Source organism: Paraburkholderia phymatum (assembly GCF_040965635.1).
GTDB classification, from domain to species: domain Bacteria; phylum Pseudomonadota; class Gammaproteobacteria; order Burkholderiales; family Burkholderiaceae; genus Paraburkholderia; species Paraburkholderia phymatum_B.
Genome location: NZ_JBFRCH010000016.1, coordinates 1 through 15623, shown reverse-complemented (window position 1 = coordinate 15623; position 15623 = coordinate 1). Strand labels below are relative to the sequence as shown.

At 64.1% G+C, this 15623-nt stretch carries 13 protein-coding genes; 7 read left to right on the top strand and 6 right to left on the bottom strand.

Annotated features, from left to right (window positions below):
- Window positions 1–44: 44 nt before the first annotated feature.
- Complete coding sequence (locus AB4Y32_RS24210; RefSeq protein WP_368723768.1) at window positions 45–377, bottom strand: hypothetical protein; 333 nt, start codon at window positions 375–377, stop codon at window positions 45–47.
- 54 nt (window positions 378–431) lie between these two features.
- On the opposite strand from AB4Y32_RS24210, the gene AB4Y32_RS24205 reads away from it, so the two are divergent.
- A complete protein-coding gene (locus AB4Y32_RS24205) occupies window positions 432–1187 on the top strand; it encodes an SDR family oxidoreductase (protein ID WP_368723767.1) in 756 nt (251 codons plus the stop codon).
- 74 nt (window positions 1188–1261) lie between these two features.
- On the opposite strand, the gene AB4Y32_RS24200 is transcribed toward AB4Y32_RS24205, so the two are convergent.
- Window positions 1262–1834: a YbhB/YbcL family Raf kinase inhibitor-like protein gene (locus AB4Y32_RS24200; protein WP_368723766.1), complete on the bottom strand. Its 573-nt coding sequence runs from the start codon at window positions 1832–1834 to the stop codon at window positions 1262–1264.
- A gap of 171 nt (window positions 1835–2005) precedes the next feature.
- On the opposite strand from AB4Y32_RS24200, the gene AB4Y32_RS24195 reads away from it, so the two are divergent.
- Both AB4Y32_RS24195 and AB4Y32_RS24190 read left to right on the top strand, forming a co-directional pair.
- Window positions 2006–2473 carry an NUDIX hydrolase gene (locus AB4Y32_RS24195; RefSeq protein WP_368723765.1) on the top strand — a complete coding sequence of 156 codons (468 nt, stop codon included), beginning with the start codon at window positions 2006–2008 and terminating at the stop codon, window positions 2471–2473.
- Window positions 2474–2617: 144 nt separating this feature from the next.
- The gene (locus AB4Y32_RS24190; protein ID WP_087737394.1) at window positions 2618–2866 is read left to right on the top strand and encodes a hypothetical protein; all 249 of its coding nucleotides are present in this window, start codon (window positions 2618–2620) and stop codon (window positions 2864–2866) included.
- Window positions 2867–2905: 39 nt separating this feature from the next.
- Here AB4Y32_RS24190 and AB4Y32_RS24185 read toward each other — a convergent pair whose 3' ends face one another.
- The 4 genes from AB4Y32_RS24185 to AB4Y32_RS24170 form a co-directional block, all read right to left on the bottom strand.
- Window positions 2906–4939 (bottom strand): sigma-54-dependent Fis family transcriptional regulator, encoded by a 2034-nt coding sequence (locus tag AB4Y32_RS24185; protein ID WP_368723764.1) that lies wholly within the window; start codon window positions 4937–4939, stop codon window positions 2906–2908.
- Window positions 4940–5289: 350 nt separating this feature from the next.
- Window positions 5290–5796: an acetone carboxylase subunit gamma gene (locus tag AB4Y32_RS24180; protein ID WP_087737362.1), complete on the bottom strand. Its 507-nt coding sequence runs from the start codon at window positions 5794–5796 to the stop codon at window positions 5290–5292.
- 38 nt (window positions 5797–5834) lie between these two features.
- Entirely contained in the window at window positions 5835–8159 is a 2325-nt protein-coding gene (locus tag AB4Y32_RS24175; protein ID WP_368723763.1) for a hydantoinase B/oxoprolinase family protein, read from the bottom strand.
- 22 nt (window positions 8160–8181) lie between these two features.
- On the bottom strand, window positions 8182–10326 hold the full coding sequence (locus tag AB4Y32_RS24170; RefSeq protein WP_368723762.1) for a hydantoinase/oxoprolinase family protein: 2145 nt from the start codon (window positions 10324–10326) through the stop codon (window positions 8182–8184).
- Here AB4Y32_RS24170 and AB4Y32_RS24165 point away from each other — a divergent pair.
- The 4 genes from AB4Y32_RS24165 (at window position 10315) to AB4Y32_RS24150 (ending at window position 15105) form a co-directional block, all read left to right on the top strand.
- The gene (locus tag AB4Y32_RS24165) at window positions 10315–10677 is read left to right on the top strand and encodes a hypothetical protein (protein WP_368723761.1); all 363 of its coding nucleotides are present in this window, start codon (window positions 10315–10317) and stop codon (window positions 10675–10677) included. The genes AB4Y32_RS24170 and AB4Y32_RS24165 overlap by 12 nt on opposite strands.
- Window positions 10678–11096: 419 nt before the next feature.
- The gene (locus tag AB4Y32_RS24160) at window positions 11097–11879 is read left to right on the top strand and encodes a (2Fe-2S)-binding protein (protein WP_368723760.1); all 783 of its coding nucleotides are present in this window, start codon (window positions 11097–11099) and stop codon (window positions 11877–11879) included.
- 11 nt (window positions 11880–11890) lie between these two features.
- On the top strand, window positions 11891–12892 hold the full coding sequence (locus AB4Y32_RS24155; protein ID WP_368723759.1) for a xanthine dehydrogenase family protein subunit M: 1002 nt from the start codon (window positions 11891–11893) through the stop codon (window positions 12890–12892).
- Window positions 12889–15105, top strand: coding sequence for a xanthine dehydrogenase family protein molybdopterin-binding subunit (locus AB4Y32_RS24150; RefSeq protein WP_368723758.1), 2217 nt, complete (start codon window positions 12889–12891; stop codon window positions 15103–15105). The genes AB4Y32_RS24155 and AB4Y32_RS24150 overlap by 4 nt, the downstream gene beginning before the upstream one ends.
- The last annotated feature ends 518 nt before the right edge of the window (window positions 15106–15623 follow it).

The following is a 15623-nucleotide window of genomic DNA, read 5'->3' as shown; positions in this document are numbered from 1 at the left end:
AGTTTGAAGGCGCGTTTTGTTTTTATGGCTGTACTCGCGGCGAATCAAGGGCCGATGCCATTTCGCGTTCGTCGAAGCATTGCGCTTTCGTCGAAACCGCCGTCTCGTGCCAGCAGTTTTTTGTTTTTCGAAAAACGTTCTATGGTTAAACGTGCGTCGGCTTTTACACGCACGGGGCTCACCGGCCGATGACGATTCTTCAGGGCTTCTGTCACCTCGAACGCCACCGACTGTGAAGCGTGACATACGCCTCCACGAAGCCCCGCAGAGAGCGCCACGAATAACGCTTGCGCAACCGGGTCGTTTGCAACAGCGGGCAAATCGCCGACAGCGGGTATTGACACGCGCGCCGCCGCTTCGCCTGTTGTCAAAGTCAAGCCAAAGCCCGAGCAAGTCCTCAAACGCGATTCGGCAGTCAAGGAGAGTGAGTCATGAAGATCGTTGTCATCGGCGGAACCGGCCTGATCGGCTCGAAGACCGTCCCCATTCTGCGCGAGAGCGGCCACGAGGTCATCGCGGCATCGCCAAGAAGCGGCATCAACGCGATCACCGGCGAGGGGCTCGAGGAGGCGATGAGGGGCGCACAGGTCGTGATCGACCTCGCCAATTCGCCGTCGTTCGAAGACAAGGCTGTGCTCGAATTCTTCGAGACCTCCAGCCGCAACCTTCTCGCCGCCGAATCGGCAGCGGGCGTCAGGAATCACGTCGCGCTTTCGATCGTCGGAATCGAACGGTCGCCCGACAATGGCTATTTCCGCGCAAAGGTCGCGCAGGAGAAACTGATCGTGACCTCGGGCGTCCCGTACACCATCATCCGCTCGACGCAGTTCTTCGAATTCCTGGGCGGCATCGCCGATTCGAGCGTGGACGGAAACGTCGTCAAGCTTTCGTCCGGCCTCTTCCAGCCCATCGCGTCGGACGACGTGGCCGCCAGCGTCGCCGATGTGGCGCTCGAACCGCCGCGCAACGGCATCGTCGAGATCGCGGGCCCCGAGCGCGCGCCGTTCGACGAATTCATCGCCCGCTATCTGAAAGCTGTCGGCGATCCGCGTGAAGTCGTGAGAGATCCCAATGCACGATACTTCGGCGGCCTCGTCGAAGAGCATTCGCTCGTGCCGTTGGGCGAAGCGCGCCTCGGCCGCGTCGGCTTCGACGAATGGCTGCGCCGCTCAAAGGCAGCGAGCTGATCCGCAGCAACGGCGACGGCGGGATGACACGCACATGACATCCCGCCCGGCAGCGAACGATCAATGCGAACGATTCAATTCGAGGCCCGATGATAGGTCGCGACATAGCGCGCTTGCGCGATCACCTTTCCATGCATCTGATAGGCGACGAGCGCGGGACTCGACGACGTCTTCACGTCGATTTGGGGAACGGTGAGCGCCGATGCCGTGACGACATAACGATGCGTCTCGCCTTGAGGCGGGCAAGGTCCACCGTATTTCGACTCGCCGAAATCCGTCAGCGTTTCGATGGCGCCCGTCGGCAACGCGTTGGGATTGCCCGAAGCGCCCTTCTCGATCGACGACTCCGATGCCGGTATGTTGACGACTTCCCAATGTGTCCAGCCGAGTCCGCCCGTCGGTGCATCGGGATCATGGACCGTCACGACGATGCTCTTCGTTCCGGACGGAACGTTCGACCATGAAATGTGCGGCGAAACGTTGCCGCCATGACAGCCGAATCCGCCATACACCTGTTCGTTCCCCAAGCGCCCATGGTTCAGGTCGTCGACTTTGACCGTGAACGGCCCGGCAATCGCCATCGCCGGCATGATCGTCAGAAGCACTGAAGAGCAAAGAGTCGTTCGCAGAAGGACGTTCAATCGCATGGTGCGCTCCGTTGAAGAATAAGGGTGAGCTTGCGATCGAACGATAGCGATCAACTGAACATCGCGGAAGCGAGACTCGCGAATCATCGCGTTGTCTTGCGCGCAACGTCCCGATACGATACCGGCCATATTCAAACTCGCCTTCGCGCGAACTCATATCAGGCTTCGACAATGAATAACAATGCGCGGCCCCTGGTTGGCGTCGGGGTCGTCATCGTTCGTGACGGGCTCGTTCTTCTAGGGAAGCGGGCCGGCTCGCATGGCGCCGGCACCTGGGCGCCGCCGGGCGGAAATCTCGAGTTTGGCGAGAGCATCGAGTCTTGCGCGCGGCGTGAGGTTCTGGAGGAAACAGGTCTCACATTGAACGAGGTCTATCGGGCGCCCTACACCAACGACGTGATGCCCGATGTTCACAGGCACTATGTCACCTGCTTTGTCGAGGCTTCCGTCTCGATTGACGCGCAGCCGCGGCTCATGGAGCCGGACAAGTGTTCCGTATGGACGTGGGTTCGCTGGACGGAGCTGCCGGAACCGCTCTTTGAACCGATGAAGAGCCTCGTGCGGACGGGATTCGTACCGGCTGTCGCGAGCACGACCGAAAACCGTACGGATCGATCGGGCGATCGCGGCCCGCAATGACCGTCTTGATCCCCTCTGATCATGCAGTGCCAATGAAGCGCGCCCGCGCATCGCATCGGCATGTCCGTTGCTTTATCAAAGACAGGCGCGCCTGACTTTCATTGCACGCCGTTGGATCAGAGACATCGCGGCTAGGAGACGGCCATGAAAGACGATACGTATTCGTTGCGCGCACAGATCGAGAAATGGTTCGGCTCCGCGCAGCCGCTCTCGATTCGCGTCTCGCGCGCACTGGGCGACCTGCGCATGATGTCGGGCTGCAAATGTGTCAGCGTATCGCAGACGTCCGGTCCGTATGCGATCGTCTTCTTTCGGCATGGCGACAAATCGTGGCGCGTCTATCCGCCCACGGCAACGCGCCCGACATTGAATGCCGTTTCGCGCGTTGCGTGAGCGGCCACGACATCGTCAAAAGTCAGAAGAAGATGAGCCTTACGCCCCGCGCCGGCGCACATCGCTCACCGCCGCAAGCAGATCGTATCGGCGCAGCTTCTCGTACAGCGTGCTTTTCGCAATGCCCAGTTGCGCGGCCGCTTGCGTGAGATTGCCGCGATGCCGCGCCAACGCCTGGCGGATATATTCGGCCTCGGCCATCTTCAGCGATTCGCCCGTTGCCGCAACCGCTTCGTGCAACTCCCGTTGCGCAAGCTGCGCGTCAGACGGACGGGCGGCGCCCACCTCGGCGGGCAGCTTGTCCGCTGTGATCGCGGGACCATCGGCGAGCAGCAGCGCGCCTTCGATCGCATTGCGCAACTCGCGCACGTTGCCGGGCCACGCGTAGTTCAGCAGGCACGCGTACGCTTCGTCGTCGAACGACCTGGGCGGCAAGCCGTAGCACTCGCACAGGTGCCGCAACCAGTATGAGATCAGCGCGGGCAGATCTTCTCTGCGCTCGCGCAGGCTCGGTATCGACACCGTCGTCACCGCAATCCGGTAGAACAGGTCCATGCGGAACGTGCCCTTCGCGATCGCGTCCTTGAGATCGCGGTGCGTCGCGGCGACGAGCCGGAAGTTCACCTTGCGCGGCGTGTTCTCGCCGAGCCGGTAAATCTCGTTCTCTTCAAGCACGCGCAGCAAATGCGGCTGAATGTCGAGCGGCATCTCGCCGATCTCGTCGAGAAACAGCGTGCCGCCATCGGCGGCCTCGATCTTGCCCGCCGCGCCCGACTTGCGCGCGCCCGTGAAGGCGCCCTCCGCGTAACCGAACAGCTCGCTCGCCAGCAGGTCTCTCGACAGCCCGCCGCAGTTGAGCGCGACGAACGGCCCTTCTGCGCGTTCGCTTGCGTGATGGATGCCCTGCGCGAACAGCTCCTTGCCGACGCCCGTATCGCCGAACAGCAGCACGGGCACCTTCGACGGCGCGAGCTGGCGCGCCTTGTCGACGGCCGCGCGCAACGTACTGCTGTCGCCGACGATGCGCCCGAACGCACTCGACGCATCGCGCGGCCTGTCCCGCCCGCGCACGGACGTCGCGGACGTGATTGCGCCGCGCACGTGTGCCGTCCCCGGTATCACGACCATGAACCCCAGCACGACGGCCCCTTCGCGCAGCGTCTCGACGTGCGCGTAGCGCAACCACGCGGGCGCGTTTGCCGTCACGGGATGATGGGCGTTCGGATCGATTCCGCGCAGCACGAAGCCCGCATCGAGTTGCACGTCGAAACCGAGACGGCGCAACGCGGGCACGACCTGAGCGTTGGCCTTGACGAGCCGCCCTTCGTCGTCGACGACGAGAATCGCATCCGACGCATGCGAAGCGAAGCCCGACGTGCAGCGATCCAGCAGACGCAGACGCCGCTCCATCGCGTCCTTCGCGAGACGGCTTTCGATGCGCCCCGCGAGCGACACGGCGAGCGCGAGGCTGTAGCGGCTATACGTATCGGCGAGACCCGACACGTCGATTACGCCGAGCACATGGCCGTCGATGGGATCGCGTATCACCGTCGCCGAACAGGTCCAGCGTTTGATCCCCGCGCAAAAGTGCTCGGCGCCGTGAATCTGCACCGCCTGCTTCAGCGCCAGTGCAGTGCCGATAGCATTGGTGCCGCAGTTGAGTTCCGTCCAGTTGCAGCCGGGTATCAGCCCGACTTCGCGCGCGGGCTCGACGATGCGCATCTCGCCTTCCTGCTGAAGGATCGTTCCATCGGGATTGGCGAGCAGCATCACGGTGCCCGTCTGCGACAGCAGTTCCCGTGTTTGCTGCATCAGCGGCACGCTCGCGTTGAGAAGCCGCACATTCGTTTCGCGCCACTGCATCAACTGGTCTTCGCCGACGGGCGGCGGCGCGTGATTCGCGGCGGGATCGACGCGGCTCACGAGGCAGCGTTGCCACGAATGATCGACGACGCTGCGCACGTCGGTGGAATGCCATTCGTCTCCGCCGACCAGATGCTCCCACGCGGCCATGATGCTGGCATCGTGCTGCGGACTGGAAAACCAGTCCATCGGCGTTCCTGTCTGTTGCATGCGTGTCTCCTGACGGCCCGCGAGAATGCGAGCCGCGAGGCCGTGCAATCGGCCTTTTCATCGATTGTGAGGTTGCCCGGATATCGTCGAGCGAGCCTTCGCTCTGCATATCCTACTCCGATAGTGGCCGCCTCCGGGCGCGGCGGCCAAGTCTGAAAAGCAATGGCCGCGCCAGCCGGTCCACGCATGCAAGCGACGGGCATGCCGTTGCGGCGCACGCCCGCAGTGCGCATTTGCGGCGGCCGAAAACAAACCGGCCGTCCGAAAATCGAACGGCCGGAAATCGAACGCCCTGCTTCAGGCCCTGCTTCAAATACGGAAGCAGCCGCTTCGACGCGTCAAACAGCAGACTAATCGACCCGCTCGGGCACAGGCAGCTTGACCCATTCCGAGTAGAACGCGTCGATGTCGGGCTCGAAGTCGTGGATCACGGGATACCACGGCGTCGGGGCTTCGACATCGTGCATCGCGCCGCACGTGGGGCAGTAGTACTCGCGATACACCTGCCACTGCGTGTCGGGCGACATCAGGCGCGGATAAACCTCGTCCATCGCCTCTTCCGACTCGCGCACGAAGATGTTCGCGTGCAGCTTCCAGTTCTCGCGGTAGTCGCAGAACACGTGGCCGCAGTCGCACTGCGTGACCCACTTCTTCGTCGCGGACTGCTGCACGATGTACAGATGCGGTCCGAGCGGCAGTACGATGCGGTCTTTCCAGCCGAGCTTCTGTTGCAACGAATCGACGTACATCTGGAAGCGCTCGCTGTCCTTGGGCATCGACAGCATGCGCAGCGTCGTGTCCCAGTCGAGCTTGCCGTCGACCATATTCCTGATCTGTTCCTTGGTGTAAGTAGACATCTCCAGCCTCTCTGATGGTTACGGTTGGATCGCGTGGCTCATTCGTCGACGAGCACGACAGTGCTGACATCCGGCATCTTCGACAGGTCCATGCGGAATCTGGAGCCATAGGTCGGCACATCCAGTTCGTCTTCGGTCAGCGTCCACGAATCGGGCAGCTCCCAGAACGCGCGGAAGTGCTGTTCGAACTTCTTCGACAAACCGAAGCTCGTCGCGAACATGTGCCGCACCTGCGTCGACGCGTGCTTGAGCAGAATCCGCTCGCGTTCGCCCTTCATCCATTCCTGCGTGGGCTGCGAACGCGCGAGGCGCTGGTTGCGGATCTCGATGCGCAGCAGCGCCGTCTGCTTCGCATCGACCTTCCATACGCCGTGCGTGTCCTTCGTCGCGACCGCGCCGTACACCTTCTGCGCGTATTCCGGCAGCAGCAGCACGTTGTTCAGGTCGCGCTCGATCGCTTCGATCTCGCGGTCGAGCGGATCGCCGAAGCCGGGACCGCCGCGCAGATAGTTCAGGTACAGGTCGTAGTTGCTGTAGCAATCCTCCGTGGTCATGCATTGCTGGTCGCGCTTGATGACGGCGCCCGCATTCAGGTGGTTCTCGTAGTCGGGGAACTCGGGGTTCATATCGCCGCCGAGCGGCAGGCTCTCGTTCAATGCGATGCGTTCCTTGAGGCCCGTGCGGTGCGCCTCGAAGCGGTAGCCGGTGGCGGGCGGATAGCCGCCCATCAGCCCCCAGTCACTGTTCATGTAGCCGTTGCCCATGAAGAACATGGTCCAGTCCTGCGCCTTCCAGACCATCCGCAGCGTTTCGAAGCCGCAGCCGCCGCGATACTTGCCGTAGCCGCCCGAGTTCGCCTTCACGTTGCGGCCCAGGTACAGCAACGGCTCGGCCATTTCCCAGATCTCGATGTCGCCCATGTCGCCTTCGGGATTCCAGATCGCGGCGGCATGATTGAGGCCGTCCTTGATCGCGCATGCGCCCGTGCCGCACGACGACGCCTCGAAGCTGTTGACGGCATGGATGTCGCCATCCTGATTGATGCCGCCGCCCTGCAGCCAGTTCGACGTATTCGCGTTGCCCGCATTCACTTCCTCGAGATAGCCGCGGCTGAAGTACGCCTGCGACAGGCCGCGCCACATCGCGCTCCAGCCCGACACCAGGAAGTGCCATGCGTATGCGTGTCCCGTGCGGCGATCGTCGGGGTTCATCCATGCGCCCTTGGGCAGATGGAATTCCGTGCCGTAATACGCGCCGTCGTTGATGCGCTGCGTGGGCACCAGCGTCTGCGTCATCATCACCCAGATGCCGCTCGTGAACGCGACCTGATGCGCGTTGTACGAGTGCCAGCCCCAACGGCTCGCGCCGTCGAAGTCGAGCCGCCACGAGCCGTCCTTGCGGATTTCCATTTCCACGGGCGAGTGCATGATCGAGTCGAGCTTCGCGAAGGCCGACGACGTCTGCACATCGGGATGGTTGTACGGCACATCGACGAACGCGACCTTGCGATACTTGCCGGGCAGCGTCATCGCCTTGATGCGGGTCTGCAGGCCGCGTCGTCCTTCCTCGATCACCTCGTAGGCGAACTTCTCGTACGCGTCGAGCCCCTCGTCTTCGATCACCTCTTCGATCAGGCCTCGAATCATATGGCAGCCGGCAATGCGCGTGCGCTCGTCGAGAATCCAGTACTTCGGCGTGCGCACCGAGCGCTGGCTTTCGTGCAGCCAGTCGCGCAGCGGCGTGTCGTTCACGGCCGTCTTGCGGCAAGTGATCATGTAGCCGTCGCCGAAACGCTGCACCTGTCCCGTCGACATCGAGCCCGGCGTCACGGCGCCCGTATCGATCACGTGCGTCACGCCGCCCACCCAGCCGACCAGCTTGCCGTGCGCGAAGATCGGCACGATCGTCGCGATATCGCACGGGTGCACGTTGCCGATCGAGCAGTCGTTGTTCGTGAACATATCGCCGGGGTTGATGCCGGGATTGGCTTCCCAGTTGTTCTCGATCATGTACTTGATCGCCGCGCCCATCGTGCCGACGTGGATGATGATCCCCGTCGACGTCAGCACGCAGTCGCCCGCTGCGTTGTAGAGCGTGAAGCACAGTTCGCCTTCCTGCTCGACGATCGGGCTCGCGGCGATCTTCTTCGCGGTTTCGCGCGCGTGAACGAGGCCGCCGCGCAACTTCGAAAACATCTTCTCGTAGCGGATGGGGTCGCTCTCGCGCAATTCGAGCCGTTCGAGACCGTTGTAGTGGCCCGTCTGTTCGGTGCGCGAGAGGATCGCATCGCGGAACTGCTTGAGCGTCTGGCCGTTCTTCAGCAGATCGGCAAAGCCGATTTCCTTGCTGGACATCATGTTCATCGCATGTCTCCTTGTGTCGTCGTTACTTGACTTCCCTGAGATGGAAGAGGCGGTGCTTGTCGAGCGTGGTCGCGAATCCCTTCGGCACCACGAACGTCGTCGCATCGGACTCGATGATCGCGGGCCCCGCGATCTCGTTGCCGGGCTTGAGCGACTCCATCTTCCACAGCGCGGCGTCGTGCCATTGCTTGTGCCGGTAGAGCCGCCGCGTGCCGATGCGCGCTTCCTCAGGCGGCGTGCGGCCGCCTTCCAGGTCCTCGGGCAGCACGGGCTTTTGCGTGACCACCATGCCGCGCATGATCGCGCCCGTGACCGAGAAGCCCAGCTCCGGAGAACGCGCCGCGCTCGCATACACACGGCCATAGGTGTCTTCGAACGCGTCGACGATGCGGTCCCAGTCCTGCGCGGTCGATGCGCCCGCAATCGGCGATTCGATTTCGAGGTCGTTGAGCTGACCCATGTACTGCATGCGGAAACCTGGGCGCAAGATCACGTCCTTTTCGTCGAAGCCGTTGATGCGGAATTCCTCGATCACCTTAGCGGCCAGTTCGCCCCACGCCTTCTGGATCGTCTGCGCGGCTTCGGCCTTGTCGGCGTCGGACGCGAGCTGAGGCAGCGCGAGATCGACGCTCTTGTCGTAGCGGTATTCGAAGTCCGCGCACGCGCAGCCGAACGCCGAGAAGCCGGCGGCCCACGCAGGCACCACGACGTCCTTGAAGCCGAGACCTTCCGTGTAGCCATACGTATGCACGGGACCTGCGCCGCCGTACGAGAAGCACACGAACTCGGTCGGGTTGTAGCCCTTCGCGCTGACATTCGAGCGCAGGTACTCGCGCAACTGAAGGTCGAGCAGTTCGATGACGCCCGCCGCGGCATCTTCGACGGAAAGCCCCAGCGGATCGGCGATCTGCGCCTTGATGTGCTCGCGCGCGCGGTTCACGTCGAGCTTGATCTGCCCGCCGAGGAAGTTGTCCGGGTTCAGATAGCCGAGCACCACGTGACAGTCCGATACCGATACCGTCGTGAGTCCGCTGTCGGGCCAGCAGGTGCCGACGCGATAGCCGGCGCTGTCCGGCCCGAGCTTGATCGCGCCGCTATACGGGTCCAGCCGCACGAAGCTGCCAGCGCCCGCACCGACCGAATCCATCGTGACGAGCGGCAGCGACAGGACGAGGCGCGCCATGTCCGGGTCGGACGCGATCGCGAAGTTGCCTTTCGTGATCAGCGCCATGTCGAACGACGTGCCGCCGATATCCGAGCACGCGATGTTGTCGTAGCCGAGCGCCTCGCCGAGCAGCTTCGAGCCGATCACACCGCCGATGGGCCCCGACACGATGGTCCGCGCAAGCTCTTTCGCTTTCCAGCTAATCGTGCCGCCGTGCGTGGCCATCACGCGCAGGTCGAACTTCGCGCCGTGCTTGCGGAAGCGGTCGCTGACCTTCTTGAGCGTCTGTCGCGACGGCTCGGCCGCGTACGCTTCGAGCACCGTCGTGTTCATCCGGTGGCTTTCCTTGCGCTGCGGATAGTAGTCGACGGATGCGAACACGGGGATGTCCGCGCGCAACGCCTTCAGCTCGTCGCGCACGATGTCGCGCGCCTGCTGCTCGCTCGTGCCGTTCTTGTGCGATTGCAACAGGCAGATCACGATGGCCTTCGCGCCGGATTCGACGAGCTCGCGCGTCGCCTGCCGCACCTCGCCCTCGCGCAGCGGAATGACGATTTCGCCCTGCACGTCGGTGCGCTCGGTGATGCCGCGCGTGCGCGACAGCGGCACGAGCGGTTCGTCATAGCGGTGCGTGTTCAGGTGAATCCGCTCCTCGAGCGCGTAGCCGAGGTAGCTCTGGATCGCGCGGCCCATCGAGTGAACGTGCTCGAAGCCCTTGTTCACCAGCAGCCCGACCTCGAGGCCCTTGCGCTGCACGACGCGGTTGAGCATCGCCGTGCCCGAGTACACGCACGTGACTAGCTCGGGATAGACCTGATCGACGTCGCGCTTCCAGTGAGCGAGCGCATCCTGCGACGAATTGAAGATTGCGAGCGACTCGTCCTCGGGATTGCTTTGTGCCTTGCCGACCACGAACCGTCCGTCGTCGCGCACGAAGAAGGTATCGGTCATCGTGCCGCCCGCATCGATGCCCAACACCTGGACTTGCGAATGCCCTTCCATGTCTTTGTCTCCTGTAGTCGAAGTAGTGCGGACCGGATGCGGCCGCGAGGCCGGGTGCGCCGCATCGTGGACGACGGTCCGCGCCCAACATCGCAATGGCTATGCCATTCGCGCGGCGAACACGCGCGCAAGTCCGCGCAGCAAGGCTGGCGGCGAAACAGGGAGATCGTCGATATGCGTCGAATGGCGGCTCGCAACGCGGCGAACGACCAGCTTTCGATCAGCGTCGGCGTTCGAATGCCGGACGGTGGGATTGGCTTTCTGAATTGCGGCGACCTCGATGGCTTCGAACGAGTCCGCCGACAAAAGCAAATAGATGGGCATGCAAGCAATTCAACCGGCGATCGATGAAGCACAGATCATCGAGGCGCAATCGCCATGAACGTGCCACGTTCGCGCCATCTCCACGCCATGTCGGCGACACGCGTGATGTACATCGGTGAAGATTCGCTTTCAACCCTGCAAGAAAGACGCCGCCCCCATTTACATTGCTCTGCGTTAAGTGCAACGTGAAGCCGTGACGCGCGATGCAAACCGCTTTTGCAGCCACTTCTTTTGATCGCGGAATAGCGCGTCTCAGGTCATCGTTTGTGAGAGGAACGGGCCGCCGTCGCGCGTCGCTTCGTGTTCCGTGCGCTCGCGGCATCGAAATTGCTCATTGAAAAGGCTTTGCCTGCATCGAAAGCCATCGAGGCTTCGCTGCGGCGCACGCCTGCATCGACCTTCGCGTCGGCTTTTGCGCCGACTTTATTTGGAGCAAGCAGAACATCATGTCCAGACACAATGACTGTCCGGGTTCGTGCTCGCATCACGACGCGCACGCGCCCCATAGTGACGACCACGACGCTTCGCCTTCCAGCTCGTCACGCCGCCGCTTCCTGCAATCGGCGGCGGCCGCCGCCGCAGTCGGCTCGGCGCCTTACACTCAAGCGCAGACGCAAACGCCACCCGCCGCCGAGCCCGTTGCGCGTGCAACGGTGCCGCCGCGCGCGGTGACGCTCAACATCAACGGACGCGACTACACGATGCAACTCGAGCCGCGCGTGACGCTGCTCGACGCGCTGCGCGAATACGCGGGGCTCATGGGCACGAAGAAAGGCTGCGACCGCGGACAATGCGGCGCATGCACGGTGCTCGCGGACGGGCGCCGCATCAATTCCTGCCTCACGCTCGCCGTGATGCACGAAGGCGAAGCGATCACGACGGTCGAAGGGCTCGCGAGCAACGGCAAGTTGAGCCTCGTGCAACGCGCGTTCATCGAACAGGACGCGTTCCAGTGCGGCTACTGCACGCCGGGGCAGATCTGCTCGGCGACCGCGATGCTGTCGGAGTTCGACGCCGGCGGCGCGAGCACGGTCACCGCCGACGTACGTCGCCGCCCGCCTCAACTGACGGACGAAGAGATCCGCGAGCGCATGAGCGGCAACATCTGCCGCTGCGGCGCGTATGTGAACATCGTCGCGGCCGTGCAGTCCGCGCATCGCGGCACGGTCGGCAGCGGCACGGGCGATACGTACACCACGTTCGTCATCAAGACGGGCGAAGTCGCGTAAAGGAGGCCACGATGGATGCGATCTCCTACGAACGCGCCGCCGATATCGCGGGCGCCGTGCGCGCCGCGCAGCAGCCGGGCACGATGTTCATCGGCGGCGGCACCAATCTGCTCGACCTGATGAAGGGCGGCGTGACGCGTCCCGTGAAGCTCGTCGACATCACGCGCATACAAGGCCTCGATACGGTATCGACACTGCCTGACGGCGGCCTGCGCATCGGCTCGCTCGTGCGCAACAGCGACGCCGCGAATCATGCGCTGGTGCGCGAGCGTTATCCATTGCTATCGCAAGCGCTGCTCGCGGGCGCATCGGCGCAATTGCGCAATATGGCGACCGTCGGCGGCAACCTGATGCAGCGCACGCGCTGCCCATACTTCTACGACACCGCCTTCACCGCCTGCAACAAGCGCGATCCGGGCAGCGGCTGCGCGGCGATCAACGGCCACAACCGCATGCACGCGATTCTCGGCGCAAGCGCGCAATGTATCGCCGTGAACCCGTCGGATATGAGCGTCGCGCTCGCGGCGCTCGATGCGAATGTGCGCGTGAGCGGCCCGCAAGGCGAGCGCGTGATTCCGTTCAGCGAATTTCACCGGCTGCCCGGCGAGCGTCCCGACGTCGACACAACGCTGCGTCCCGGCGAGCTGATCACGGCCGTCGACCTGCCGCCTTCCGTCTATAGCGTGCACGCGCATTACCTGAAGGTGCGCGACCGCGCGAGCTACGCGTTCGCGCTCGTGTCCGTCGCCGCTGCGCTGCAGATGGACGGCCACACGGTGCGCAGCGCGCGCATCGCATTGGGCGGCGTCGCGCACAAGCCGTGGCGCGCGAGCGCCGCCGAGCAGATGATCACAGGCCACCCGCTCTCGGATGCGACGCTCCGGCACGCGGCAGCCGCCGCGATGAGCGAAGCGAGGCCGCAGCGCGACAACGCGTTCAAGGTACGGCTCGCGCAGAACGCGATCGTGCGCGCGGTGAATCAGGCAGCAGGACGCGTGGGAGGTTTCGCATGAGTACGATGGTTGGTCATCCACTGGACCGCACCGATGGTCTGCTGAAAGTCACAGGCGAAGCGCGCTACGCGGCCGAGTTTCCCGAAGCGCGTCTTGCGCATGGCGTGCTCGTCACGAGCACGATCCCGCGCGGCACCATTCAATCGATCGATACGGGGCGCGCGTCATCGCTGCCCGGCGTGCTGCTCGTGATGACGTATCAGAATGCGCCGCGTCTGCCGAACGGCGGACGCCCCGCGCTCGCGCCGCCTGCGGGACGCCATCTGTCACTGCTGCAGGACAACCAGGTTCACTACAGCAACGAGCCGGTCGCGGTCGTCGTCGCGGATACGCTCGAACATGCGACGGATGCCGCGCGCCAGTTGCATGTCACGTATGCCGCGCAGCCGGCGACGCTCGATTTCTCGCAGGCGAAGCCGAACGGCCATGCGCCGGACAAGCCGCAGGGCCGTCAGACGGACACCTCGCGCGGCAACTACGACGCGGGGCTCGCGGCGGGCGTGGTGCGCGTCGACGCTGTTTACACGACGCCGATGGAGCATCACAACCCGATGGAGCCGCACGCGACGATGGCCGTGTGGGACGGCCCGCAACTGACGCTCTACGATTCGACGCAAGGCGTCACGGGCACGAAGACGGCCGTTGCGAAGACGCTCGGCATGTCGCCCGACGACGTGCGCGTGATCTCGCCGTTCGTCGGCGGCGGATTCGGCTGCAAGGGCTCCACGTGGTCGCACGTGGTGCTGTGCGCGATGGCCGCGAAGCAGACGGGGCGCCCCGTGCGGCTCGCGCTGGAGCGGCCGCAGATGTTCGGCCCTGTCGGCGGAAGGCCGTACACCGAGCAGCGCATGGTGATCGCCGCGAAGCACGACGGCACGCTGACCGCGATGCGGCACGACAGCTTTTCGAACACGTCGATGATCGAAGACTGGACGGAGACCTGCTGCATGGTCTCGCGGATGATGTACGCGGTGCCGAACCAGGTGACGACGCACCGGCTCGTGCCGTTGAACGTCGGCACGCCGACCTTCATGCGCGCGCCGGGCGAGACGACGGGTTCGTGGGCGCTCGAAACGGCAATGGACGAACTGTCGTACGAGCTGAAGATGGACCCCATCGCACTGCGTCTGAAGAACTATGCGGAGGTCGATCCGCAGGAAAACAAGCCGTGGTCGAGCAAGGTCTTGCGCGAGTGCTACAGCATCGGCGCGCAGCGTTTCGGCTGGTCGCGGCGCAAGCCGCAGCCGCGCTCGATGCGCGACGGCAACACGCTGATCGGCCTCGGCATGGGGACGGCGACTTATCCCGCGAACCGCAGCGAAGCATCGGCGCTCGCGCGCATTCTGCCCGACGGCACGGCGACGGTCGTCTCCGGCACGCAGGACATCGGCACGGGCACGTACACGGTGATGACGCAGGTGGCGTCCGACGCGCTCGGCATCGCACCGGAGAATATCCACTTCGGCCTCGGCGATTCGTCGCTGCCGAAGGCGCCTGTGTCGGGCGGCTCGCAGTCGGTCGCGAGCGTGTCGCCGGCTGTGCGCGACGCGTGCGAGCAGGCGCGCGCGAAGCTCGTTTCGATGGCGCTCGCGGATCGCGGCTCGCCGCTTTACGGCCTGCCCGCGAGCGACGTGACGGTGCAAGGCGGCTGGGCGATGAGCAAGTCCGACCAGACGAAGCGCGACCCCATCGCAGCCATACTCGCGCGCGCGGGCGGCCAGCCGATCGAAGCGACCTCCGACACGAAGCCCGGCGACGAGAAGCAGCGCTACTCGTTTCATTCGTGGGGTGCGATTTTCGCGGAAGTGCACGTCGACGCGGACCTCGGCACGATTCGCGTGGCAAAGATCACGGCCGTCTACAACGTCGGGCGGATGCTGAACGTAAAGACGGCGCGCAGCCAGCTGATGGGCGGGCTGGTGTGGGGCATCGGCGCGGCGCTCGAAGAGCAGACGATGCTCGATGCGCAGTACGGCCGCTTCATCAATGCGAATCTCGCCGAATACCATGTGCCCGTGAATGCGGATGTCGGCGCGCTCGATGTGGTCGTGCTCGACGAGCCCGATCCGCATATCAACTCGCTCGGCTCGCGCGGGATCGGCGAGATTGGGATTACTGGCGTCGTGGCTGCTATCGGCAATGCCGTGTATCACGCGACGGGCGTGCGGGTGCGGGATTTGCCGATTACGTTGGATAAGGTAATGCGCGTGTAGCGGCACGCGTTGTTTTTGGTTTTTTTTGGCGTGCCGCCGGCATCCGCCTGTTTTGGTTTTTATGGCTTGTTGCTGGCATCCGCGTATGCGCCTCGCGGCGCGGGCATTGCCCCTGTGCGGGGCGGCACTCGCTTTTGTTTTGGTGTTTTTGCCGTTGCGCTGGCATCCGCGTATGCGCCTCGCGGCGCAGGCGTTGCCCCTGTGCGGGGCGGCATTCGCTTTTGTTTTGGTGTTTTTGCCGTTGCGCTGGCATCCGCGTTAGCGCCTCGCGGCGCGGGCGTTGCCGCAGTGCGGGGCGGCACTTGCTTTTGTTTTGGTGTTTTTGCCGTTGCGCTGGCATCCGCGTTAGCGCCTCGCGGCGCGGGCGTTGCCGCTGTGCGGGGCGGCACTTGCTTTTGTTTTGGTGTTTTTGCCGTTGCGCTGGCATCCGCGATGCGCCTCGCGGCGCGGGCGTTGCCCCTGTGCGGGGCGGCACCTACTCTTCTTTGCCGCGGCAAAGAAGAGTAGGCAGAAGAAAG

What these genes read in the sequence shown, in the direction of transcription:
- AB4Y32_RS24185 (WP_368723764.1), bottom strand. Translation starts at nt 4,939, where the DNA reads ATGCAACAGACAGGAACGCCGATGGACTGGTTTTCCAGTCCGCAGCAC.
- AB4Y32_RS24170 (WP_368723762.1), bottom strand. Translation starts at nt 10,326, where the DNA reads ATGGAAGGGCATTCGCAAGTCCAGGTGTTGGGCATCGATGCGGGCGGC.
- AB4Y32_RS24205 (WP_368723767.1), top strand. Translation starts at nt 432, where the DNA reads ATGAAGATCGTTGTCATCGGCGGAACCGGCCTGATCGGCTCGAAGACC.
- AB4Y32_RS24155 (WP_368723759.1), top strand. Translation starts at nt 11,891, where the DNA reads ATGGATGCGATCTCCTACGAACGCGCCGCCGATATCGCGGGCGCCGTG.
- AB4Y32_RS24190 (WP_087737394.1), top strand. Translation starts at nt 2,618, where the DNA reads ATGAAAGACGATACGTATTCGTTGCGCGCACAGATCGAGAAATGGTTC.
- AB4Y32_RS24150 (WP_368723758.1), top strand. Translation starts at nt 12,889, where the DNA reads ATGAGTACGATGGTTGGTCATCCACTGGACCGCACCGATGGTCTGCTG.
- AB4Y32_RS24165 (WP_368723761.1), top strand. Translation starts at nt 10,315, where the DNA reads ATGCCCTTCCATGTCTTTGTCTCCTGTAGTCGAAGTAGTGCGGACCGG.
- AB4Y32_RS24200 (WP_368723766.1), bottom strand. Translation starts at nt 1,834, where the DNA reads ATGCGATTGAACGTCCTTCTGCGAACGACTCTTTGCTCTTCAGTGCTT.
- AB4Y32_RS24175 (WP_368723763.1), bottom strand. Translation starts at nt 8,159, where the DNA reads ATGAACATGATGTCCAGCAAGGAAATCGGCTTTGCCGATCTGCTGAAG.
- AB4Y32_RS24195 (WP_368723765.1), top strand. Translation starts at nt 2,006, where the DNA reads ATGAATAACAATGCGCGGCCCCTGGTTGGCGTCGGGGTCGTCATCGTT.
- AB4Y32_RS24180 (WP_087737362.1), bottom strand. Translation starts at nt 5,796, where the DNA reads ATGTCTACTTACACCAAGGAACAGATCAGGAATATGGTCGACGGCAAG.
- AB4Y32_RS24160 (WP_368723760.1), top strand. Translation starts at nt 11,097, where the DNA reads ATGTCCAGACACAATGACTGTCCGGGTTCGTGCTCGCATCACGACGCG.